This is a genomic window from Pseudoalteromonas sp. M8, assembly GCF_018141365.1.
Classification (GTDB): domain Bacteria; phylum Pseudomonadota; class Gammaproteobacteria; order Enterobacterales; family Alteromonadaceae; genus Pseudoalteromonas.
Genome location: NZ_CP047240.1, coordinates 2,855,428 through 2,878,299 on the forward strand (window position 1 = coordinate 2,855,428; position 22,872 = coordinate 2,878,299).

Annotated in this window: 20 protein-coding genes; 3 read left to right on the forward strand and 17 right to left on the reverse strand. The window is 44.3% G+C overall.

Features of this window, described 5'->3' with window-relative positions; all coding sequences use genetic code 11:
• Positions 1-9 precede the first annotated feature (9 nt).
• The 11 genes from lpxD to rpsB form a co-directional block, all read right to left on the reverse strand.
• A complete protein-coding gene (lpxD, locus tag GSF13_RS17570) occupies positions 10-1,053 on the reverse strand; it encodes a UDP-3-O-(3-hydroxymyristoyl)glucosamine N-acyltransferase (protein WP_211866556.1) in 1,044 nt (347 codons plus the stop codon).
• The gene (locus GSF13_RS17575) at positions 1,053-1,571 is read right to left on the reverse strand and encodes an OmpH family outer membrane protein (protein ID WP_010606776.1); all 519 of its coding nucleotides are present in this window, start codon (positions 1,569-1,571) and stop codon (positions 1,053-1,055) included. The genes lpxD and GSF13_RS17575 overlap by 1 nt, the downstream gene beginning before the upstream one ends.
• 11 nt (positions 1,572-1,582) lie before the next feature.
• Positions 1,583-4,054 (reverse strand): outer membrane protein assembly factor BamA, encoded by a 2,472-nt coding sequence (bamA, locus tag GSF13_RS17580; RefSeq protein ID WP_010606775.1) that lies wholly within the window; start codon positions 4,052-4,054, stop codon positions 1,583-1,585.
• Positions 4,055-4,220: 166 nt separating this feature from the next.
• Positions 4,221-5,573 (reverse strand): sigma E protease regulator RseP, encoded by a 1,353-nt coding sequence (gene rseP, locus GSF13_RS17585; protein WP_174170037.1) that lies wholly within the window; start codon positions 5,571-5,573, stop codon positions 4,221-4,223.
• Positions 5,574-5,575: 2 nt separating this feature from the next.
• On the reverse strand, positions 5,576-6,766 hold the full coding sequence (gene ispC / locus GSF13_RS17590; RefSeq protein ID WP_206471041.1) for a 1-deoxy-D-xylulose-5-phosphate reductoisomerase: 1,191 nt from the start codon (positions 6,764-6,766) through the stop codon (positions 5,576-5,578).
• The gene (locus tag GSF13_RS17595; RefSeq protein WP_017216091.1) at positions 6,763-7,629 is read right to left on the reverse strand and encodes a phosphatidate cytidylyltransferase; all 867 of its coding nucleotides are present in this window, start codon (positions 7,627-7,629) and stop codon (positions 6,763-6,765) included. Before GSF13_RS17595 ends, ispC begins: the two co-directional genes overlap by 4 nt.
• Before the next feature lie 10 nt (positions 7,630-7,639).
• Complete coding sequence (locus GSF13_RS17600; RefSeq protein ID WP_010606771.1) at positions 7,640-8,413, reverse strand: isoprenyl transferase; 774 nt, start codon at positions 8,411-8,413, stop codon at positions 7,640-7,642.
• 171 nt (positions 8,414-8,584) lie between these two features.
• Complete coding sequence (gene frr / locus GSF13_RS17605; protein WP_010371327.1) at positions 8,585-9,142, reverse strand: ribosome recycling factor; 558 nt, start codon at positions 9,140-9,142, stop codon at positions 8,585-8,587.
• A 92-nt stretch (positions 9,143-9,234) separates the two neighbouring features.
• Positions 9,235-9,972, reverse strand: coding sequence for a UMP kinase (gene pyrH / locus GSF13_RS17610; protein ID WP_010371324.1), 738 nt, complete (start codon positions 9,970-9,972; stop codon positions 9,235-9,237).
• A 139-nt stretch (positions 9,973-10,111) separates the two neighbouring features.
• Entirely contained in the window at positions 10,112-10,963 is an 852-nt protein-coding gene (gene tsf / locus GSF13_RS17615; RefSeq protein ID WP_010371321.1) for a translation elongation factor Ts, read from the reverse strand.
• Between the two features lie 220 nt (positions 10,964-11,183).
• Positions 11,184-11,912 (reverse strand): 30S ribosomal protein S2, encoded by a 729-nt coding sequence (rpsB, locus tag GSF13_RS17620; protein WP_010371318.1) that lies wholly within the window; start codon positions 11,910-11,912, stop codon positions 11,184-11,186.
• Between the two features lie 279 nt (positions 11,913-12,191).
• On the opposite strand from rpsB, the gene map reads away from it, so the two are divergent.
• From map to dapD, 3 genes are all read left to right on the forward strand, one after another.
• Positions 12,192-12,983 (forward strand): type I methionyl aminopeptidase, encoded by a 792-nt coding sequence (map, locus tag GSF13_RS17625; protein ID WP_010606768.1) that lies wholly within the window; start codon positions 12,192-12,194, stop codon positions 12,981-12,983.
• A 216-nt stretch (positions 12,984-13,199) separates the two neighbouring features.
• Positions 13,200-15,818, forward strand: coding sequence for a [protein-PII] uridylyltransferase (gene glnD, locus GSF13_RS17630; protein ID WP_010606767.1), 2,619 nt, complete (start codon positions 13,200-13,202; stop codon positions 15,816-15,818).
• A 10-nt stretch (positions 15,819-15,828) separates the two neighbouring features.
• On the forward strand, positions 15,829-16,656 hold the full coding sequence (gene dapD, locus GSF13_RS17635; protein WP_010606766.1) for a 2,3,4,5-tetrahydropyridine-2,6-dicarboxylate N-succinyltransferase: 828 nt from the start codon (positions 15,829-15,831) through the stop codon (positions 16,654-16,656).
• 49 nt (positions 16,657-16,705) lie between these two features.
• Here the strand turns inward: dapD and GSF13_RS17640 are convergent, their stop codons facing one another.
• From GSF13_RS17640 to lepB, 6 genes are all read right to left on the reverse strand, one after another.
• Entirely contained in the window at positions 16,706-18,760 is a 2,055-nt protein-coding gene (locus GSF13_RS17640; RefSeq protein ID WP_211866558.1) for a TonB-dependent receptor, read from the reverse strand.
• Positions 18,761-18,841: 81 nt separating this feature from the next.
• Positions 18,842-19,576 (reverse strand): pyridoxine 5'-phosphate synthase, encoded by a 735-nt coding sequence (gene pdxJ / locus GSF13_RS17645; protein WP_045989843.1) that lies wholly within the window; start codon positions 19,574-19,576, stop codon positions 18,842-18,844.
• A gap of 93 nt (positions 19,577-19,669) precedes the next feature.
• Complete coding sequence (gene recO, locus GSF13_RS17650; RefSeq protein ID WP_010606763.1) at positions 19,670-20,362, reverse strand: DNA repair protein RecO; 693 nt, start codon at positions 20,360-20,362, stop codon at positions 19,670-19,672.
• The gene (gene era / locus GSF13_RS17655; protein WP_211866560.1) at positions 20,363-21,262 is read right to left on the reverse strand and encodes a GTPase Era; all 900 of its coding nucleotides are present in this window, start codon (positions 21,260-21,262) and stop codon (positions 20,363-20,365) included.
• Positions 21,252-21,929, reverse strand: a complete 678-nt coding sequence (rnc, locus tag GSF13_RS17660; protein WP_010371291.1) for a ribonuclease III — start codon at positions 21,927-21,929, stop codon at positions 21,252-21,254. The genes era and rnc overlap by 11 nt, the downstream gene beginning before the upstream one ends.
• A 2-nt stretch (positions 21,930-21,931) precedes the next feature.
• Positions 21,932-22,867 (reverse strand): signal peptidase I, encoded by a 936-nt coding sequence (gene lepB, locus GSF13_RS17665; RefSeq protein WP_010371286.1) that lies wholly within the window; start codon positions 22,865-22,867, stop codon positions 21,932-21,934.
• Positions 22,868-22,872 lie beyond the last annotated feature (5 nt).

The following is a 22,872-nucleotide window of genomic DNA, read 5'->3' on the forward strand; positions in this document are numbered from 1 at the left end:
ATAGCTTCCTTATTCTACATCAGTATCTTTAAGCTGTGCTGTCAGCAGCTCAAGTGCCTTCAGGCGCGACTTAAAGTCAGATAAATTGCGTAAGTGTGCAATAGACTTACGCCACTCTTTATTCGTTTGGTGAGGTAAACCAGAAGAATAGATCCCTGGCTCAGTAATTCCTTTAGTAACCATGCTCATACCAGTAATGACAACCCCATCACAAATTTCGTTGTGACCATTGATTGCTGTCATGCCGCCAATTTGGCAGTACTTGCCGATCTTAACACTGCCCGCTAATACCGTGCAGCCTGCGATGGCTGTACCGTAACCAACTTCGACGTTATGGGCAATTTGGATCTGGTTATCTAAAATGACGTTGCTATGAATAATGGTGTCTTCTAGCGCACCTCTATCAATAGAGGTACTCGCGCCAACTTCGACACGGTCGCCAATAATTACGGTGCCAACTTGAGGGATTTTAACCCACTCGCCTTTCTCGTTGGCGTAGCCAAAACCATCACTTCCTATTACGGCACCAGACTGGAATAGACATTGCTCGCCTATCTGTACTTCATGATAGATAGTCACGTTTGCCCAGAGTTTAGTCTTTGCGCCTATTTTGGCATGTTTTCCAATGAAACAGCCTGGCCCTATCTCAACATCATCACCAATCACAGCGCCATCTTCAATTACAGCGTTCGCACCCACACTGACATTTTCGCCAAGCGTCGCGGTATCAGAGATAACTGCTGTACGATGAACTCCTGCTGCTGCGCTAGGTGTTGAGTCTAGCTTCTGTGCAAGTTTTGCATAGGCTACATAGGGATCTGCGATAATGAGTTTATTACCCGCAAAATAATCCGCGTCTTTTACACTCAAGATCACGGCCCCCGCAGTCGTGCTTTCAAGCTGACCACGGTATTTGCTGTTGGCTAAAAACGCGATTTGGTCGTCTTTTGCCTGTGCGAGAGTGGCGATATTTCGAATTGATTTATCGCCATCACCTTGCAGCTGAGCACCTAGAAACTCAGCAAGTTGAGATAAGGTGTGAAGTTTTGTCATTACTTATTGCTAACCGCTTTTACCACTTCTTCAGAAAGGTCGGCTACTTTATCAGGATTGAAGTAAATTGTCGTATCTTTTACTTTAACTTCATCAAACTTACCTTTTTTAGCAACAGCCTCAATCGCATCTACGATTAGCTTTTGTACTTTAGCAAGCTCTTGGTTTTGACGAACTTTAATTTCTTGCTCTAGTGGACGACCTTTTTCAGCAAGTGTCTTTTGCATTCCTTGGATTTTTTCACGAAGCGCTTCTTTTTGCTCTTCACTCATAGTCGTCGCTTCGCGCTTAAATTTTTCAGCTTCGAAACGAATGTCACCTTGAATTTTTTCAAGCTCTTGACGACGCTCAGCAAACTCAGCTTGTAGCGTTTGTTCAATTTTCGCCATTTGTGGAATTTGCTTATACACTTCCTGCATGTCTACGATGCCGACTTTGTGTGCAAGCGCGCTACCTGAAGCACCCATCATTAGTGCTGCTGTCATGGCTAGTGTTGATGATTTAATAAATTTTTTCACAATAAAACTCCTTAGAATGTATTACTGATATTGAAGCTGATCGTCTTCGTATCGTCTTCTTCTTCTTTTTTGAGTGGGTAAGCGAAACTGATCAGCATTGGACCCATTGGCGAGATCCACTGAATCGATAAACCCGTTGATACTCTGAACCTTGATGGATCAGAGAAATCAGAAAGTAGATTGTATTGATCTTCCGTCAAGTTGTTATAGCGATCTACATCAAACTCGGTATCCCAAACGTTTGCCGCATCAACGAAGAAGCTGGTTCTTACAGAACTGGTATTATCTTCGTCTAGGAATGGCGTTGGTACAATAAGCTCTAAACCAGCTAGTGCTTTTGCGTTACCACCGATACGGCCACCTAGGTTTAGCGTATCAAATTGCTGATCGCCGCCAATACAGCTACCTGATGTACCATCTGGTTTAGGTGTACCCGGAATACACTTAGGCGCACGCTGTACCGCTCGAGGTAGGATCGTGTTTCGGTCAAAGCCTCGCAGCTCTTGCTCTGAAATACGGAAGAACTCTTGGAATGGCAATACTTGCTCAAAGCCATTGGTCTCGCCATAACCGTTACCATAACCTAAGCCCGCTCTCGCTGAGAATACCCAACGATGGTCGTTACTGATTGGCCAGTAAAAACGTGAATCGTAATTAATCTTGAAGAAATTAAGATCTGAGTTTGGTGTAGTAATACTTAAGTTCAAGCTTTGACGAGAACCTGCGGTTGGGAACATACCACGGTTAACCGTTACACGTGACCAACCTGCGCTTAACTCATATTTGGTAAAGTCATAATCTGCGTTTGGATCGCTTTCGTTTAAGAAGCTCTCACGAAGTACGCGTGTTTGCTCAAAGTCTGAAATTTGCGAAAGGCTTTCTTCAATCCAACGAATACCAAAGTTAACACGGTTTATCGCATTGATTGGGAAACCAAAGTTAGTGCCGATACCGTAGCTCGTCGATTTATAATCTACAATCCCAAACTCACTTGCATCGAACTTACTATAGAAGATACTGCTGCCTTGCGACACACCATCAGGTGTAAAGTACGGATCGGTATAAGATACACTATAACGCTCTGAACCACGCGAAGTGTTGATATTGAACGCAACTTGGTTACCTGACCCCAAGAAGTTAGACTCACTGACACCGATGTTAAACTGAAGGCCCGCATATGAACCATAAGCAACACCCGCTTGGAAACTGCCTGCAGGTTGCTCTTTTACTTTAAAGTCAACATCAACCTGATCTTCAACCCCTGGAATTGGCTTGACTTCAAACTCTACCGATTCCATATATGGCAAACGTTGAATTTGAAGCTTAGAACGCTCTAAGTTTTGGTTAGACAACCATGCACCTTCAAGCTGCGTCATTTCACGACGTAACACTTCATCCGCTGTATTCTGGTTACCATTCACTACGATTCGACGCACATACACACGCTTACCAGGGTCTACCGATAGCGTTAGTTGTACTTCTTTATTTTCGTCATCAATTTCAGGGACTGTTCGCACTTCAGCGTTAGCATATCCAAAGCGCGCCAAATAACTCTTAATGAAGTCTTCCGTCGCCGTTACAACTGAGCCGTTGTAAAGCTCACCAGCGCGAAGTGGCACAATACCTTTAATTAAGTCTTCACGGCCTAGTAAGTCACCAATGAAATCAAATCCTTTAACGGTATACTTTTCACCTTCGGTGATGTTTGCCGTAACATAAACTGATTCACGTTCTGGGCTTACTGAAACTTGCGTTGAATCGATGTTAAAACGTAAATAACCACGGTCTAGGTAAAAACTGCGGATCTTTTCTAAATCGCCTTCAATAGTTTGTTTTTGATAACGGTCATTAGAGAGGAAGCGCCACCACGGCAAGTCCTGCTGAGATTCAATTAGGTTAAGAAGTTCTTCGTCTGAGAACAGTTCATTACCAACAAGGTTAATTTGACGTACAGAAGCAGCATCACCCTCTTCAAACTTCAGCATCAACTTCACACGGTTACGTGGCAATTCTACAATGCTCACCTCAACCTTAGCATTGTATTTACCAATACTGTGGAAGAATTCCGTTAAGCCTTTTTCGATACTATCGAGTACCGTTCTGTCTAACGGCTCACCTTGGCGAATATTTTGCTGTTCTAAACTCTCATTTAGCTGCTCGTCTTTGATGTCTTTGTTGCCATCAAATTCGATTGAGCTGATAGTTGGACGTTCTTTAACCTTAAAAATAATCTGATTACCATCACGGAATACCGCAATGTTGTCAAAGTGGCCAGACTTATACAACGCCTTGATTGTGCGTGAAATAGTAAACTGATCGACATTGTCACCAACGTTGATCGGAATATGTGTCAATGCAGCACCTAGTGCAACGCGCTGCAGCCCTTCTACTTTTAAATCTTCTACGATAAAGGAGTTTTGCCCTAAGGCAGCAAAACTAGCGCCCAGTAAACTGGTTACTGCAATGTGTTTTTTTATAGGCATTTTATTATCTTTATCCTTTACAACAATTTTGGCGCGATACGCTAAGGCCCACTACATCACAACATTCAAACGTTACAGCTTTTGTATTATGTTATCCGTTGTATGCTTGAACAAAAATGCAAACATTTAAACTGCATATAATGTGCGCTTTTTAGCACCGCACGGCTTAAAGCCGAGAAACATCATTAAATAGTGCAAAAAACGTTAAGGCAAGAAGAAGCGCTGCTCCAATCTTAAACCCAAACTCTTGTGTCTTTTCAGAGACTGGTTTTCTGCGAATTAGTTCAATTAAGTAATACATTAAATGCCCACCATCTAGGACAGGGAGCGGTAATAAGTTAAAAACTCCTAAATTCACGCTGATAAGCGCTAAGAAGCCTAAAAATGCAACTAACCCGTAACTAACGCTATTTCCGGCACTAACCGCGATCCCCACAGGCCCGCTTAAGTTTTTTACCGAGACTTGGCCCGTGATTAAGTTGCCGATCATGTCGAAACTTAAGGCAATCAAGTCGTAAGTTTTACGAATGCCAAGCACCATACTATCTAGGATGCCATATTGTCTAGTTTCAATATAACCATTTGGCCATTTTTCCATCACAGGCACAACGCCCAAGTAGCCTTGTACGACACCTTCTGATGACGTTTTTGCCCGAGGGGTTACCGTTAGGGTTTGTGGCTGCCCATCGCGCAGAATATCAATGCTTATGGCTTGATTTGCCGATTTTTGAACTCGGCTCACCAGCTGTTGCCACGACGCCAATTTGTCACCATTTATCGCAACTAGCGTGTCTTCTACTTGTAAGCCACCTTTGTCGGCAGCCGCACCTTCTTCAATATAACCGAGCTGCAGCGTCAGTGGCGGCCTATATGGCGTAATGCCGACTGAGGTCAGCGGCGCTTCGTCCTGCTTTTCCAGCTTCCAGTCACTCAAACGTAGCGTGCGAATTGCTAAGCTACCCTTTTCATCTTGTACTTTGGCAACCAGTGATGGTTCACCTAAATGCGCCATCAATTCAAACGTAACGTCTTGCCATGAGTGCACTAACTCATCATTCAGTGCAATGATGTGGTCGCCTGATTGAAACCCAGCATCCGCCGCGATACTGGTTGGTGTCACAGCTCCAACGACGGGTTTTACTGATTGAACCCCTACCATATACATTGCCGCCAACGCGACAATGGCAAACAAAAAGTTCGCAATGGGGCCTGCAGCTACCACAGCGATACGAGAAAGTACTGGCTTATTATTGAAGGCAAGGTGGCGCTCCTGCTCTGGCACATCGTCGACACGTTCATCGAGCATTTTGACATAACCACCAAGTGGAATTGCGGCGATAACGTATTCGGTTTGGTGTTTGTCATACCACTTAACTAAAGGCTTACCAAAACCGATAGAAAAACGTAAGACCTTAACGCCGGCTTTTCTGGCAACCCAAAAATGGCCATATTCATGAACGGTAACTAAAATCCCTAAAGCAAGAATAAATGAGCCTAAGTGCCAGAAAAATTCAAACATGGTTACCTCAATGTGGCGATAATTTGCTGCGCTCGGTGGCGTGCCGTTCGGTCTGTTTCCATAATAGACTCAACGGATTCTAATACGCTTAGCTCACTGTGCTCAAGCGTTAAGGCATTGACTCGATAGATATCACAAAACCCTATCTTACCCTCTAAAAATGCCGCAACAGCAATTTCATTTGCAGCATTCACTGTTGTTGTTGCGGCCTGACCACTACGACATGCGTCAATCGCTAATTTGAGGTTGGGATAACGGTTAAAATCTGGTTTGGTAAAAGTGAAATCGACAATCTGAGAAAAATCTAATGGCTTGACGCCCGCGTCAATTCTGTCAGGATAGGCAAGCCCATATGCAATCGGCGTTCGCATGTCTGGTTGCCCCATTTGTGCCAGCACCGAGCCATCGCGATACTGCACCATAGAGTGGATCATACTTTGTGGGTGTATCACCACTTCAATATCGTCAGCTGAACAGTTAAATAACCACTTAGCTTCAATAAACTCTAGCCCTTTATTCATCATGGTCGCAGAGTCGACAGAGATTTTTCTGCCCATCGACCAATTAGGATGCGCAACCGCTTCTTCTACCGTTACTGAAGCTAAGGTAGCCAATGAACGCTGCAAGAAAGGTCCACCTGAACCGGTTAATAAAATCTTACTAACACCGCTGTGGCTTAGATTTGAAGATTGCCCAGTTTGTATGGTCGTTGGTAGGCACTGATAAATAGCATTATGCTCACTGTCGATAGGGAGTAAAGTCGCACCATGCGCTTTTACTTTATCCATAAACAGCTGGCCACTCATTACTAACGACTCTTTGTTCGCCAGCAACACTTTTTTACCCGCTTCGACTGCCGCTAAAGTCGGTAACAACCCAGCTGCACCAACGATTGCGGACATCACAATATCCACATCCACGTGGCGAGCCATCTCAGCCATTGCTTCAACGCCATGGAGTACTTCGGTGGTAGTGTCCGTCAAACGTTGAGAAAGTTGCTTAGCTGCGTGCTCAGAGCTCATAACCGCGTATTTGGGTTGATGATGTAAACAAAGCTCAGCCATCTTTTCTGCGTTTTGCCCTGCGACTAAGGCAAATACACGATATTGTTCTGTATTGCGGCTGACGACGTCTAAGGTTGATAGTCCAATTGAGCCTGTCGCCCCCAGTACTACCAAGTTTTGCTCGCTCATAGCACTACCGTCCAAGCGTAGCAAAAAGCAAAAATGGGTGCTGCAGCCGTTAAGCTATCAATGCGATCTAGGATACCGCCGTGACCTGGCAAACAACGGCCTGAATCTTTAAGGCCTACTTCGCGTTTAAACATACTTTCAAGCAAATCACCAACGGCGGAAAATAGCGCGATAATAATGGTCATTGCAGCGTAAATTGGCCACATGTTGAGATCAATCGCAGCGAAGTGACAAAACACCAAAACAAAAACAACCGCGGTGATCACACCACCAACTAGGCCTTCAATCGTTTTATTAGGGCTCACTTTAGGCATGAGCTTGTGCTTACCTAAATTCTTTCCAGCGAAGTAGGCGCCAATGTCTGCGCTCCACACTATACCCAATACCACCATGATAAGAACCGAACCTATGTGTTCGCCATCTTCGTATCCGGCACTACGCATCACGTTTAACGCAAGCCACAGCGGTACTAGTGTCAGTACACCAGCGATGGAGCGCATCATGATCCCTTCATTCCAAGCACGAGCTGCTCGTGGATATTTAACTACCAAGAAAGTAGCAACCAGCCACCACGCAAAAGCGAGCGTAAATACATAATTAGCATCAGCGACTAAGCGCCCTTGCTGCCATAAATCCTGTATTGGCCAGTGGGTGTTAAGCAATAGAATTAACACCGCCATGACGCCAACGAAAGTAAAACGCTGACGCTTTTGACATAGGCCCGCAAGCGCCGACCACTCCCATGCACCAAGCAAAACGATTAGTGCGGCAATCGTACTAAACATTGCCAGCGGTGTATAAAACACCAAAAGTAGAGCCAGAGGTGCAAGCACCGCTGACGTTAGAATACGTTGTTTTAACAAATTTGAACCCTTAACTTGTTGCGTCTTTCTCTGCGAGGAGCTGCTTTATCTGCTCTCCTGTGCATCCGAAGCGTCGCTCTCTAGACACGTAACAAGCAATGGCTTCAGAGAATGCTTGCTCGTCAAAATCAGGCCAAAGCGTGTCGGTAAAATAGAGTTCGGCATACGCAGCTTGCCATAGCAAGAAGTTACTGATGCGGAAGTCGCCTCCCGTTCTGATCAGCAAGTCGAGATTCGCTTGATCGGCCATCGTCATCTGCTCTGTCAAGGCATCTTCGGTTATATCACTTGGTTGCAATTCACCCGCTGCAACTTGTTTTGCGAGGTGTTGTGCTGCCTGTGTGATATCCCAACGTCCACCGTAATTTGCTGCAATGTTTAAGTTAAGCCCTGTATTGTCCTGGGTCAATGTTTGAGCTTCATGAACACGCTTTTGGAGGCTGTCAGGAAAACGAGAAAGTTCGCCAATAATGGTTAGCTTTACGTTGTTCTTATGTAATTTTTTAACTTCTTTAGTCAGCACATAAATAAATAATTCCATTAACGTGCTGACTTCATCTTCTGGCCTACGCCAGTTTTCACTACTAAAGGCAAATAGCGTCAGAGACTCTATACCTAACTTGGAACAGAATTGTACAGCACTACGAACAGAATCTACGCCCTTCTTGTGTCCGAAGGCGCGTGGACGCCTGCGAGCTTGAGCCCAACGACCGTTGCCATCCATTATTATCGCAACATGTTTTGGCAATGATTGCTGCGAAATAACCTCTGCTTTTAAAACCATAATTCCAATTTAAGTGAAAAAAAACGCCGCCTAGTATACCTTAGGCGGCGCTTCAAACCTAATAAATTTGTCAGTGTACCTAGCCCAAAAAAACCTAACTGCTCAGAAACAAAGCAGAATTTTCTGCAATACGTAAACAGTGCGTAAATATAAACGCTAGGATAAAGACATTTAGATTTCCATCAACTCTGCTTCTTTCGCGCTTAGTTGAGTATCCATTTCTTTGATGAACTTGTCAGTCAGTTTTTGGATATCATCTTCAGCTTGACGCGCTTCGTCTTCAGAAATTTCTTTGTCTTTTAGCAATGATTTAATATCACCGTTTGCATCACGGCGAATGTTACGTACTGCAACACGACCACCTTCAACCTCACCACGTACGATCTTGATGAGATCTTTACGACGCTCTTCAGTTAGTGGAGGAAGTGGAACACGGATCACAGTACCTGCTGACATTGGGTTTAGACCTAAGTCAGAAGACATGATTGCTTTTTCTACCGCTTGTGCAAGTGACTTGTCGAATACGCTGATAGCCAGCGTACGAGAGTCTTCCGTCGTTACATTTGCTACTTGGTTTAGCGGTGTATCTGCACCGTAGTATGAAACAGAGATACCATCTAGTAGTGCAGGGTGTGCACGACCTGTGCGGATTTTAGAAAGCTGGCTTCCAAGTGCCGCCACACTTTTTTTCATGCGCTCTTGAGCGTCTTTTTTAATATCTTCGATCACAATACTTTCCTAGTCTGTTCTTGTTATGCCAGATTATACTCGCAATTTAGAGATTCGCTACTTAACTGCGAGTTGCTGAAATAGTCGTCAGATTATTCTGCTGCTTGAGAAGAGATAAGGGTACCTTCCTCTTCACCCATGATGACATTTTTCAATGCACCCGGTTTATTCATGTTGAATACGCTGATTGGCATATTGTGGTCACGTGCCAATGTAAATGCAGCTAAATCCATCACTTTCAATTCTTTATCGATCACTTCGTTGTAAGTCAACGTGCGGTATAGCGTAGCATCTGGGTTTTTCACCGGATCGTCACTAAATACCCCTTCAACCTTAGTGGCTTTAATCACGGTATCCGCTTCAATCTCTATACCGCGCAAACATGCTGCTGAGTCTGTAGTAAAGAAAGGATTGCCCGTACCTGCAGAGAAAATAACAACACGGCCAGATTTTAATAGGCTAATTGCTTCTGCCCAATTGTACGCATCACACACACCATTTAGCGGGATAGCAGACATCAAACGTGCGTTTACAAAAGCACGGTGCAGCGCATCACGCATCGCAAGGCCATTCATGACGGTCGCCAGCATGCCCATGTGGTCACCCACAACTCGGTTCATGCCCGCTTCTGCAAGTGAACCACCACGTAAGAAGTTACCGCCACCGATAACCAAACCCACTTCTACGTCGAGCTCTACTAACTCTTTGATTTCTTGTGCCATACGATCCAATACTTTTGGATCGATACCAAAGCCTTCATCTCCCATTAAAGCTTCACCACTAAGCTTTAAAAGAACGCGTCTAAAAACAGGTTTTTTATTGATAGTCATAATATCCGGGCCAATTAAAAGTGAGGTAAAAAATAACCGCGCTTATGCTAGACATAAATGCGCGGTTATTTTAGAGAATTTTCAGCAATGACGCAAAGCTAATGTCAGCTTTTACGTCATTAGGCATCACAATAAGTGATTACTGGCCTTTTGCTGCAGCGATTTGCGCTGCAACTTCTGCTGCGAAATCTTCTTCTTTCTTCTCGATACCTTCACCTACTTCTAGGCGAACGAATGAAGAAACAGATGCATTCTTCTCTTTAAGGTAGTCACCCACTGATTTCTTAGGTTCCATGATGAAAGCTTGACCAGTAAGAGAGATCTCACCAGTGAACTTCTTCATACGACCAACAACCATCTTCTCAGCGATTTCAGCTGGCTTACCTTCGTTCATTGCGATTTCAACTTGAACCGCTTTTTCTTTTTCAACTACTTCAGCAGGTACGTCTTCTGGGTTTAGGTAGTCTGGCTTAGAAGCAGCAACGTGCATTGCAACGTGCTTAAGTGTTTCTTCGTCAGCATCACCAGCTACAACAACACCGATACGCTCGCCGTGACGGTAAGCAACTAGCTTGTCACCTTGGATGTAAGAAACACGACGGATGTTCATGTTCTCACCGATTTTAGCTACTAGTGCAACGCGAGTCTCTTCAAACTTAGCTTGTAAGTCTTCGATAGTTAGTTGCTCAGCTACAGCTGCATCAGCAATTTCGTTAGCAAATGCAAGGAAGCTTGCATCTTTTGCTACGAAGTCAGTTTGACAGTTAACTTCTACTAGTGCAGCAAAACCTTCGCCTTGCTTGATGATGATTGTACCTTCAGCAGCGATGTTGCCTGCTTTTTTAGCAGCTTTAGCAGCACCACTTTTACGCATGTTTTCGATTGCTTGATCGATATCACCGCCAGTTTCTGTCAGTGCTTTTTTACAATCCATCATGCCAGCGCCAGTGCGCTCACGAAGTTCTTTTACTAGGGCAGCAGTTACAGCCATTAGAATATCCTCAAATCTGAATTCAGTTCTTGATAAAACCAACCTTAGGTTGGCTGAATATCAAATCAAGTACAGCTCGCCTCAATTTGATAAAAATCCGTTATCTTTCAAGGTCTGCTTGGCAAACAACGGGATAAGCAGTTAATCGCTTATAAAGAATATCAAGTCTTCATCAATAATTTGATGAAGACTTGATGACAGCTAATACCTAATCAGGTAATTACTCAGCTTCAACGAAGTCGTCGTTTTCTGCTTGAGCAACGATGTTGCTTTCACGACCTTCAGTGATAGCAGTCGCTACTGCACCAGTGTATAGCTGGATTGCACGGATAGCGTCGTCGTTACCAGGGATGATGAAATCAACACCATCTGGGTTAGAGTTAGTATCAACAACAGATACTACTGGGATACCTAGGTTGTTAGCTTCACGGATAGCGATGTGCTCGTGGTCAGCGTCGATAACGAAGATAGCGTCAGGAAGACCGCCCATATCTTTGATACCGCCAAGGCCTTTTTCAAGCTTTTGCATTTCACGAGTAAGCATTAGCGCTTCTTTCTTAGTAAGCTTCTCGAAAGTACCGTCTTGGCTTTGAGTCTCAAGCTCTTTAAGACGCTTGATTGATTGACGAACTGTTTTCCAGTTAGTCAACATACCACCTAACCAACGGTGATTTACGTAGAACTGCTCACTTTGGATAGCCGCTTCTTTAACTGCTTCGCTTGCAGCGCGCTTAGTACCTACGAAAAGGATTTTGCCTTTGTTAGATGCTACGTTCTGTAAGAACTTAAGTGCATCGTTGAACATAGGAACAGTTTTTTCTAGGTTGATGATATGAACGCGGTTACGTGCACCGAAGATGAATGGCTTCATCTTAGGGTTCCAGTAACGTGCTTGGTGACCGAAGTGAACACCAGCTTGAAGCATATCGCGCATTGAAACGTTTGCCATTGTATATTTCCTCTAAAAGTTAGGGTTAGGCCTCCACATATCCCATAGCACCAACACGAAGTTTTTATAACTGCATGCACCCAAGTGTATGTGTCGATATGTGTGTGTGTTAATATTAATAAGTGTGTTGTCTTAACTACAAACATTCATTCTCATCGTGTGAGGAAGAATTATTTGTAAAAAGACGGCGCGCTTTATACCATATATAAAGAATTAACTCAATCTTATGCGTAAAATTTGTGCATAATAAATGTTCATCTAAATTGACTTGGAGTCTAAATGAGTGCTGTGATCAAAACCCCTGAAGAAATCGAAAAAATGCGTGTTGCCGGGCGTTTAGCCGCGGAAGTACTGGAAATGATCGAGCCGTATGTTAAGCCAGGGGTGACCACCGACGAATTAAACACCATTTGTCACAACTACATTGTTGATGAGCAAGGTGCCATTCCTGCACCGCTAAATTATCACGGCTTTCCGAAGTCTATTTGTACCTCAGTTAACCACGTTATCTGTCACGGAATCCCGAACGATAAACCGCTAAAAGAAGGCGACATTATCAATATCGACATCACTGTGATCAAAGATGGGTATCATGGTGATACGTCAAAAATGTTTTACGTCGGTACACCAACGATCCAAGGTAAGCGCTTAAGCGAGATCACGCAAGAAAGCCTATACCTTGCGATAAAAATGGTAAAACCGGGCGTGCGTTTGGGTGATATTGGCGCTGCAATTCAAAAGTATGCAGAAGGCTTTAACTACTCTATCGTGCGTGAATATTGTGGTCACGGTATTGGTAAAGAATTCCATGAAGAGCCACAAGTAATGCACTACGGCAAACCAGGTACTGGCGAAGTGCTCAAAGCTGGCATGTGTTTGACTATCGAGCCTATGGTTAACGCCGGTAAGCGCCAATGTAAGCTACTAAAAGATGATTGGACTGTCGTTACCAAAGACCGTAGTCTTTCGGCGCAGTGGGAACACACGCTGCTTGTCACAGATAATGGCGTTGAGATCTTAACGCTGCGCAATGACGAAACGATAGACCGCGTTATTACGCATTCAGCTTAATTGCAAAAAGCATTTATCAAAGCCAGCCAGATTGCTGGCTTTTTTATTGCAAAACTCACACAACAGCGATTACAGCACCCCTTGGTTTAGATGTCAGTTACACACGATGATAGTTGTCCAATCCTTGACCCTTCACCTCCTCGTCACTCGCAATTCTTATTTATTTAGTGTAAAACAGGACTCTACTGTTTTTGCGCGCATGACACAGGATCCTAAGTGGCATTACCGAACAAAGTGAAGACGCTTCTTGACGAAGCACAAGAACTTACCGATTACCGTGATTGTCTTGCTTTTTTCTACAAATGGTTAAGCAATCAATTTGCCAAGCAACCCGTTAGAAATCTAATTAACTCTCGAGCCGAATTTATCGATCGATTGTTGATTAAATTGTTTAATGAAACTGGGCTAGCGCACCAACCAGACTTGTCGTTAATCGCCATTGGTGGTTATGGCCGTGGTGAGTTACACCCGTTCTCTGATATCGATTTTTTGGTGCTGACCAAATCCGTTCCCTGTGAAGAAGTGACCAGCTGCTTAGAGCGTTTTGTCACTTATTTATGGGACTTAGGTCTAGATATTGGTCATAGCGTAAGAACCCATGAACAAGTCCTAGAACAAAAACAAAATGACGTTCACTTTGCCACTAGCCTGCTGGAAAGCCGCCTCATTTGTGGTAACCATATTGAATATGAACGCCTCAAACGACATATTGTTGAAACCCCAATTTGGCAATCTAGTGACTTTTTTATCGCTAAGGTCAATGAGCAGAATATTCGCCATAAAAAATGCCATGGTACCGCCTACAACCTTGAGCCTAATATTAAAGAAAACCCCGGTGGCCTGCGCGACCTGCAAACCATTTTTTGGGTCGCTAAAAAACACTTCCGCGCTGAAACTTTGGAAGAGTTAATCAATCACGGTTATTTGACCCATGAAGAATATCAAGAGCTGTTAGAGTGCATCGAAAACCTGTGGAACATTCGCTTTGCGCTGCACTTAGCCGCTGGTCGCAGTGAGAACCGCTTACTGTTTGACCATCAACCACATGCCGCAGAGCTCCTCGGTTTTGGCTCTGAAGGTAAAGCCTCGGTCGAGCGTATGATGAAACGCTTATTTAGGATCATGAGCCGAGTGCGCGAAATGAACCAGATGCTGCTTTCCTATTTCGAACAAAGTATTCTTCCTGAGCAGTTGGAACAAGAAGCCGTGCCACTTGACAGAAACTTTGAGCGTATTGGCAATAAAATTCGCGTTAAAAACCCCTCGGTCTTTTTCCGTCGAGAGAATTTGTTTGTCCTCTTTGAACATATTGCAGACAACCCTAAAATTAATCAGATTGACCCAAGTACCATACGTACTATGCGCCAAGTCAGACGCCGTTTATTAGGCGATTTGCAAGATTACGCAGGCTGTCGTGACGCTTTTTTAAGGTTATTGAAACACCCTAATGGCATGGGACGAGCGTTTACTCTGATGCACAAACACGGGATCATCGCTGCCTATTTACCGCAGTGGCGTAATATTTTTGGACAAATGCAGTTCGATCTGTTTCACGCCTACACGGTAGATGAGCATACCCATAAACTCATCAATAACATCTACCGCTATTTCGATAAAGAGCATATTAGTGAATTCCCGATTTGTTCTGAGATTGTTGCCCGCATGGACAAACCAGAGTTACTCTACTTGGCTGGGATCTTTCACGATATTGCCAAAGGTCGAGGTGGCGACCATTCCGAGCTTGGTGCCGTTGACGCCATGGCATTTACCAAAATGCACGGTTTTACCGCTTCCGACGCTAAATTGGTAGCTTGGCTGGTGCAAAATCACCTCCTGATGTCTGTCACAGCCCAGCGTAAAGATATTAACGACCCCGATGTTATTGCAGAATTTGCACAAAAAGTGAAAAACGAACGTCAGCTAGATTATCTCTATTGCTTAACGGTTGCCGACATTCGTGCCACCAACGACAACCTCTGGAACGACTGGAAAAACACCCTCTTACGCGAGCTATATCTACATACTCAACGGGCATTGCGCTTGGGTCTTGAAAACCCAATGGATATGCGCGATCAGATCCGTGATAAGAAACGCCAAGCCAAGCAACGGCTGATTAATTTGGGCTACTTCGAAGAGTACATTGACCTTATTTGGTCACGCTTTAAGGCCAATTATTTTACTGCCTTTAGTGAACAGCAAATCTCTTGGCATACTGAGCACTTATTACAGTCTCATGATTTAAGTCAGCCAAGCGTGATCGTCTCTGACAAGCCCATGCATGGCGGAACACAAGTATTCGTATACAGTCCTTATGAATCTGCGTTATTCGCCAAATTGGTCAGTGTAATAGGTTCTAAAAAAGCACAGATCCAGCATGCTCAGGTCATGACCACAAAAGATGGCTATGTTGTCTTTAGTTTTGTTATCCTAGAAGTGAATGGCGACCCACTCAGTACTGGCCGTGCAGCGGGGATCAGAAAAGGCTTGGAAACTTTACTAAAAGATCCAAAAAGAAAGATCCGGGTTAAGAAAAACCGCTCACAAAAGTTTAAAGACTTTAATATCAAACCGAAAATTATACTGCGCCCGCACGCACGCGACGATCGCAGCCTAATTGAAATTCAGGCCATTGATATTCCGGGGTTACTGACTAAAATTGCTGAGGTATTTCAGGCCTATTCACTACATATTCATGCCGCGCGCATTACAACCGTCGGCGAACGCGCAGAAGACTTTTTCGTCGTCTCAAACAAAGATTACAAGGCACTAGATGAAGTACAAAAAGCTGAGCTTCATCGCGCCCTACTCAAAAAATTAAATGCTGAAACAGATTAACGAGGAATTTATGTCTGATTTAAAAACGACTATTGAAACCGCGTGGGAAAACCGCGATACCATTACTCCAACCACGGTGTCAGACGAAGTAAAACAAGCGATTGTCAACGCATTGGAAATGCTAGATTCAGGTGCAGCGCGTGTTGCTGAAAAAATTAGTGGTGAGTGGGTTGTACATCAATGGTTGAAAAAGGCGGTACTCCTGTCTTTTAGAATTCGTGACAACCAACCAATGAGCGATGGCGTTAACCAGTTTTACGACAAAGTACCATTAAAATTCTCAGACTATACGCCAGAGCAGTTCCAACAAGGTGGTATGCGCGTAGTACCAAACGCGGTAGCGCGTCAAGGCAGTTTTGTCGGTAAGAACGTGGTACTTATGCCGTCTTACGTTAATATTGGTGCATATGTTGATGAAGGCACTATGGTAGACACTTGGGCAACTGTAGGCTCGTGTGCACAGATAGGTAAAAACGTACACCTATCTGGCGGTGTGGGCATTGGTGGCGTATTAGAGCCGCTACAAGCCAATCCAACGATTATTGAAGATAACTGTTTCATCGGCGCGCGTTCTGAAATCGTAGAAGGTGTAATTGTTGAAGAAGGTGCCGTTATCTCCATGGGTGTCTATATTTCACAAAGTACTCGTATTTACGACCGTGAAACTGGTGAAATCCATTATGGTCGCGTACCAGCCGGTGCAGTGGTAGTACCAGGGTCACTACCGAGCAAAGATGGCTCTCATAGCCTGTATGCAGCAATTATTGTGAAAAAAGTAGATCAGCAAACCCGCGAAAAAGTTGGGATCAATGCACTACTTCGCTCACTAGACGACTAAATATCACGATAGTTTCAAAACGGGAGCTTTCTGCTCCCTTTTTCATCTATTACCAGCGGTAGTCCAGTGACACTAGAATGTTTCTTGGTCTTCCCGGAAAATACCTTTCACCACTAAATGAAGTGTAATCGGCACGCTCAGCATAACGTTCGTCGGTTAGATTTTTCACTCTCATCGTCAACGCCAAATGCGGATTTACCTGCCACTTTCCTCGTAAACTCAGTAAATCGTGACCAGAATAACGATGAAGATTTTCGGGGTCAGTAAAATACTCTCCTACATGGTGCCAAGCTAAAGACCAACTGAAATTATCCCGTGCTTGCCAGTGTAATTGGGCGTTAATGACGTTCCTTGGTGCTGAATCCAGATCGTTGCCGTTAATATTGATGCCACCAAGAATATTATCTTGTTCATAGGTATGCTTAGCACGCGTTGCGGCAAGATCTAGTTGCCAATGTGCTGTGAATGAATAACTCAGCTCCAACTCCACACCTCGGTGTCTTGAGCGACCATCGTTAATATAGAAAAAGTCGCTATCTCGGAAGATTAAATTTTCTTTTTCCATGTCATAAATCGCGACCTGATAGCCAAGACTATCTGCACTCCCTTTTAGGCCAAGCTCGATATTGTCCGCCTTTTCTTCCTCTAGCGATGCTTTTACCTGCTCTCGCTGCAATTGGTAAAGCTCAGCACTTTGTGGTGCGCGATAGCCTTTGGACAAGTTAGCATAGGCAATATCTCGCTCAGTGAAAGCATAGCTTAGGCCAAATTTTGGTGAAAAATATGCAAAGCTATCTTTGCCACTGGCTGGGCGACTATAACGACATCCTCCCATTGCACACACCGAGCCATCTTCTTTGGTGCGCCCAGTAGGCAAAAAGTTGCGATAATCGTACTTCATTGACTCAAAACGACCGCCCAGTTCAACTAACCAGTTACCCTGTCGCCAACTGAGATTTGCAAAAGGCGCGAGTTGCCTTGCATCTACTTCATAGTCGTAATGCTTTCCTGTAGGAATAGTTGAGCGCAAAAATGCAGAGCCTTCAGTCGGCGTAGGCTGATACTGCAACATCTCGCCTTGGGTATATTCCGCATCCATTCCCCAATCTAATTGTATTGAGTCACTTAATTCAGTGTGTATAAGCGTTTGCAACCCCACACCAGTTTGACCATTTTCTTCAAACGGCTTACCCGGCAAGAAATGCTTAACAAATTCCATCTCTTGCCAGCGTACATAAGGTTTTATCAGTACGGTGTTGCTATCATCAAAGTGCCCGGTTATTTCTGTCCAAGCTCTCAATGACTCTGCCTTTCTAAATGCTTCAGGGTTTTCGTTTTGCTTTGCCAATTGCTTATTTTTATAGCTGTCCACTCCTGTTACATAACCTGCAGTCTGCTGATCTAAGTGGGTGTATGTTATTCCAGATACGATACCAACCTTCTCACCTTCATATTGGTGTTTGACGCTCAACTTTTGTTGCTCAACGCTTTCGTCGTCACGATAACCCGTATCCTTTGTAAGGGTTAACGCTGCGCCTAAGCCAAGGGCTTTATCGCCAGCTTGTATTCGAGTTCGGCTATAACCATAGGAGCCGATATCTAACGCTACCCTAGGTGTTTTTTGAATGCTGTTTGAAGTAATCACATTAACCACTCCATGCACCGCATTCGAGCCATACAATACGCTGTTTGGCCCTTTTAGCACTTCTATACGCTCAGCTGCTTCAAAGTGCGATTCAAAGAGTTCATTAATATTGCAAAAACCTGCGGCTCTGAGTGCAATACCATCTTCAGCCATTAAAATGCCGCCACATGCGCCTGCACCAGATAGCACTTGTGAGCGCAATGCAGGTAGATACTCTTGACCATTACCATGTTGTATATTTGCGCCAGCAACAAGCCTCAACGCCTTTTCGATATGCGTGACGCCTGTATCATCTAATTGAGCTTCTGTTAGCAAAGAGAGGCTTACAGGACGCTCTCCTGCCGTCTCAGCCAATCTGGATGCCGTAGTAGTGATGATTTCAAATTCGTTGTTCTCTGTCGCTTCGCTAAGTTGTGGTGCAAGGGCACAACTTGCAAAGACCAACACCATTTTTTTCATTTTGATACCAACTGTATTAACTCGATTACAAGGCAAAAAGAAAGGGCTACACAGCCCTTTCGTTTTCTTTACCACTAAGCGTTATGCTTGTCTCGCCTCTAACATCAAACGCTTCATATCTCGTACTGCTTTTTCCAGTCCATCAATTGCCGCTCGAGCAACAATGGCATGACCAATGTTCAGTTCGTAGATTTCTGGCATTTGTGCAATCGGTTTAACATTATGGTAATGCAAACCATGGCCGGCGTTGACGATAAGGCCTAGGCCATGAGCATACTTAACGCCTTCACGAATGCGTTCAAGCTCAGCGCTCATTTCGATGTCGTTCTCAGCATCAGCATAAGCACCAGTGTGGATTTCAATGTAAGGCGCACCGCTTTGCTTTGCGGCATCTAGCTGCTTTTTATCCGCGTCGATGAACAAGCTTACTTTAATACCCGCATCAGCTAGGCGCTGAGTTGCCGCTGTGATCCTATCAAGATTACCCGCAACGTCTAAGCCACCTTCCGTGGTTAACTCTTCGCGCTTTTCTGGCACTAGGCAAACATATTCAGGTTTTACTTCGCAAGCAATGTCGAGCATTTCGTCAGTTACTGCGATTTCTAGATTCATACGTGTTTGGATGGTTTTTGCCATCACGTAAACATCGCGATCTTGAATGTGGCGACGGTCTTCACGTAAGTGAATAGTAATGCCGTCGGCACCTGCGTGCTCAGCTACTGCAGCTGCATGTGCTGGATCAGGATAGCTAGTGCCACGCGCCTGACGAAGCGTTGCAATATGGTCTACGTTGACGCCAAGTAAAATATCTTTCATCGTTTATCCCTTGATAATATGACGTAGCAAGTGGATCACCCACTTATTACTGCGATACCAATTTATCGATTTATACTTTTGATTAAATTGGTATTATTTCTTTGAAATAAATAGTTCTCTACTTTTCAGCCCTTGCTTACCAACCAGCGGTGCCATTAATTTTCGTGTTAATAGCTTAGCTGCCCTTCTCACGGCAAGGTCTTGGAAATCTTGATTGGCAATGGCCAATAACATACTGCCCGGTATCGTATCAGGTTCACGACCGACTGCAATAAAACCGTACTCAGATACGTACTTATACGCGGCTTTTGGCCGCACTGGATTACCTTCAGCGTCAAATTCCAGTTCCACCCCGAAACCCAGCTCACCTAACAATTGCAACTCAAAGCTACGTAAGATAGGTTCCACATCTTCATCTTGGGCCAAACGCATTAAATGTAGCTGATAGAGCGCAAAGATCTGCTCTAGCGGTTCGTTGGTTGGTACCACGCGTTGCGTTAATTCATTGAGATACAAACCACAATATAACTGCCGCCCAACGAGTTGGATTTGATTGTCTGTGGGTTCAAAACGGTTTAGGTATTTAAAATCGTATCTGCCTGCATATTGCAGTAAAAGTAATGAAAATGGCCGCAGCTGGGCATTATGTTTGAGGGATTGCTTGCCCTTTACTCGGGCAAGCATTTTAAGTTGTCCAACGCCTTCGACCAGCACGTCAAGCAGTACCTGAGAATCGCTGTAAGGTCTGCGATGTAACAGATAGGCCTGTCGAAAGTCGCTATCCAATCAGTCTTCTCCGTACCCTAAGCTACGAAGAGCACGTTCGTCGTCTGCCCAGCCAGATTTCACTTTAACCCAGCATTCGAGATAGACTTTGTTGTCTAGCATGTTCTCAAGATCTTTACGCGCTTCGCGACCGATAACTTTGAGCTTTTCGCCTTTGTTGCCGATCACCATGCGTTTTTGCGATTCGCGCTCAACAAGGATCAACGCGTTGATCTGCCAAACGCCGTTGTCTTGCCACTTAAACTGTTCGATCTCTACCGTCACCGAGTACGGTAACTCATCGCCCATAAAGCGCATCAACTTTTCACGCACGATCTCTGCCGCCATAAAACGCATCGAGCGATCGGTAACATAATCTTCAGGGAAATAGAATTCACACGCAGGTAAACGCTTGTGCACTTCTTCTCTGATCATTTCAACGTTCTTACCTTGCTTCGCAGAGATAGGTACGATCCCGATAAAATCCCCCTGTTCACTCAACCACTGAATATGTGGCATCAACAAGTCTTTATCTTTTACCTGATCGGTTTTATTCATCACCACCAAGATAGGACGACCGCTGTCTTTAACTTTAGCCAGTACCATTTCGTCATCAGGCGTCCAATGCGTCCCTTCTACGACAAAAATAACCAGTTCAACATCGCCGATTGAGCTTGATGCTGCTCGGTTCATTAAGCGGTTAATTGCACGCTTTTCTTCAATATGAAGTCCTGGCGTATCAACGTACACCGCCTGATAGTTACCCTCTGTATGGATCCCCATGATGCGGTGACGAGTAGTTTGAGGTTTACGCGAGGTAATACTTACCTTTTGCTCAACCAATTTATTTAATAGTGTCGATTTACCTACATTAGGTCTACCGACAATGGCAATCATGCCGCAATGTGTATCAAGCGTCATTCTTTAATATCTTAAGCGCTTTTTCGGCAGCTTTTTGCTCAGCTTTACGTCGCGAGCTGCCTACTGAAATTATACTTTCCATCCCTTCCACTATACATTCGACCGTGAATGTTTGGTTGTGAGCTTGCCCTTTGGTATCTATTACAGTGTAGCCCGGTAAAGGTAATTTTCGAGCTTGTAGATACTCCTGCAGCAGCGTCTTCGGGTCTTTTTGGTTATGACCAGGTGAAATCGCAGTTAAGCGTGATTCGTACCAACTTAGTACCAAATCTCTACACACGTCGATGTCAGAGTCTAAGAAAACGGCACCAATAATGGCTTCTACTGCATCTGCGAGCGTTGACTCACGGCGAAACCCGCCGCTCTTCAGCTCACCTGGACCTAGGCGCAGATAATCACCAAGCGCGAATTCCACACCGAATTCCGCCAGCGTTTGACCACGCACTAACGTTGAACGCATGCGGCTTAAATCACCTTCACGCGCTTTTGGAAACTTGTGATACAAAGCATTTGCAATCACAAAGCTTAAAATAGAGTCGCCCAAAAATTCGAGACGCTCGTTGTGCTGGCCTTTGTGACTGCGATGCGTCAAAGCCTGCTCAAGCAGCGCCTTATCAGAGAAGTTGTACCCTATTTTATTATAAAGTTCTTCTACGTTTCTTTTCATTTTTACTGAATACTACCTAGGCGTTCAAAACGAACACCAGTTGGAACCCACCCTGGCAAAATGCTGTCTGGGCCATTATCAAAATCAAAACTTAACCAAATAAATACCGCTCTTCCAACCAAGTTTTCATCAGGTACAAAACCCCACATACGACTATCTTGGCTGTTATTACGGTTATCACCCATCGCAAAATAACTTCCCTCTGGTACTACCCACTCATCGCGGCGAGTACCTGGTTGTTGATAGTAGCGATCTGTTAACTCTAACACTTCAGGATTAATTAAAATATCATGTTCTACGTTTGGCAAATGCTCGGTTAGACGCACTAACTGCATTGGACCTTGCGTAAACTCGTCACGATTTACAATGTCTACATCAATCTTATTATATTCGCCACACGTCAACCCGTTTGCTTCACTCTGCCCGTCTTCACACTTAGGTTTAATGTAAAGCTGACGATTGCGATAAACAATGTGGTCGCCCGGTAAACCAACAATACGTTTGATGAAGTCAATTCTCTCGTCTAGCGGAAACTTGAACACCGCAATATCACCGCGCTCAGGGGTACCCGTTTCAACGATTTTGCTACGCCACACTGGGTCTTTAATCCCGTAAGCATATTTTTCCACGAGAATAAAATCGCCATCCAATAAGGTTGGCATCATTGAGCCGGATGGAATTTGAAACGGTTCAAAAATAAACGAACGGAAAATCGTGATTGCGGCAATCATAGGAAAAATTGATTTCGCGTTTTCAACAATGGCAGGTTCAGGTGCGATTTCCGCAATGATGTCGGCATCTAACTGAGTGTCAGACGCACCTTGCGCAATAGCAAGCCTAGCTTGTCTTTTTGGTGCATACACCAAATGATCGATCAACCAAATAAGGCCTGAACCGACCGTGAGTAGCACCAATAAAATTGAAAAATAACCTGCCATTTGTA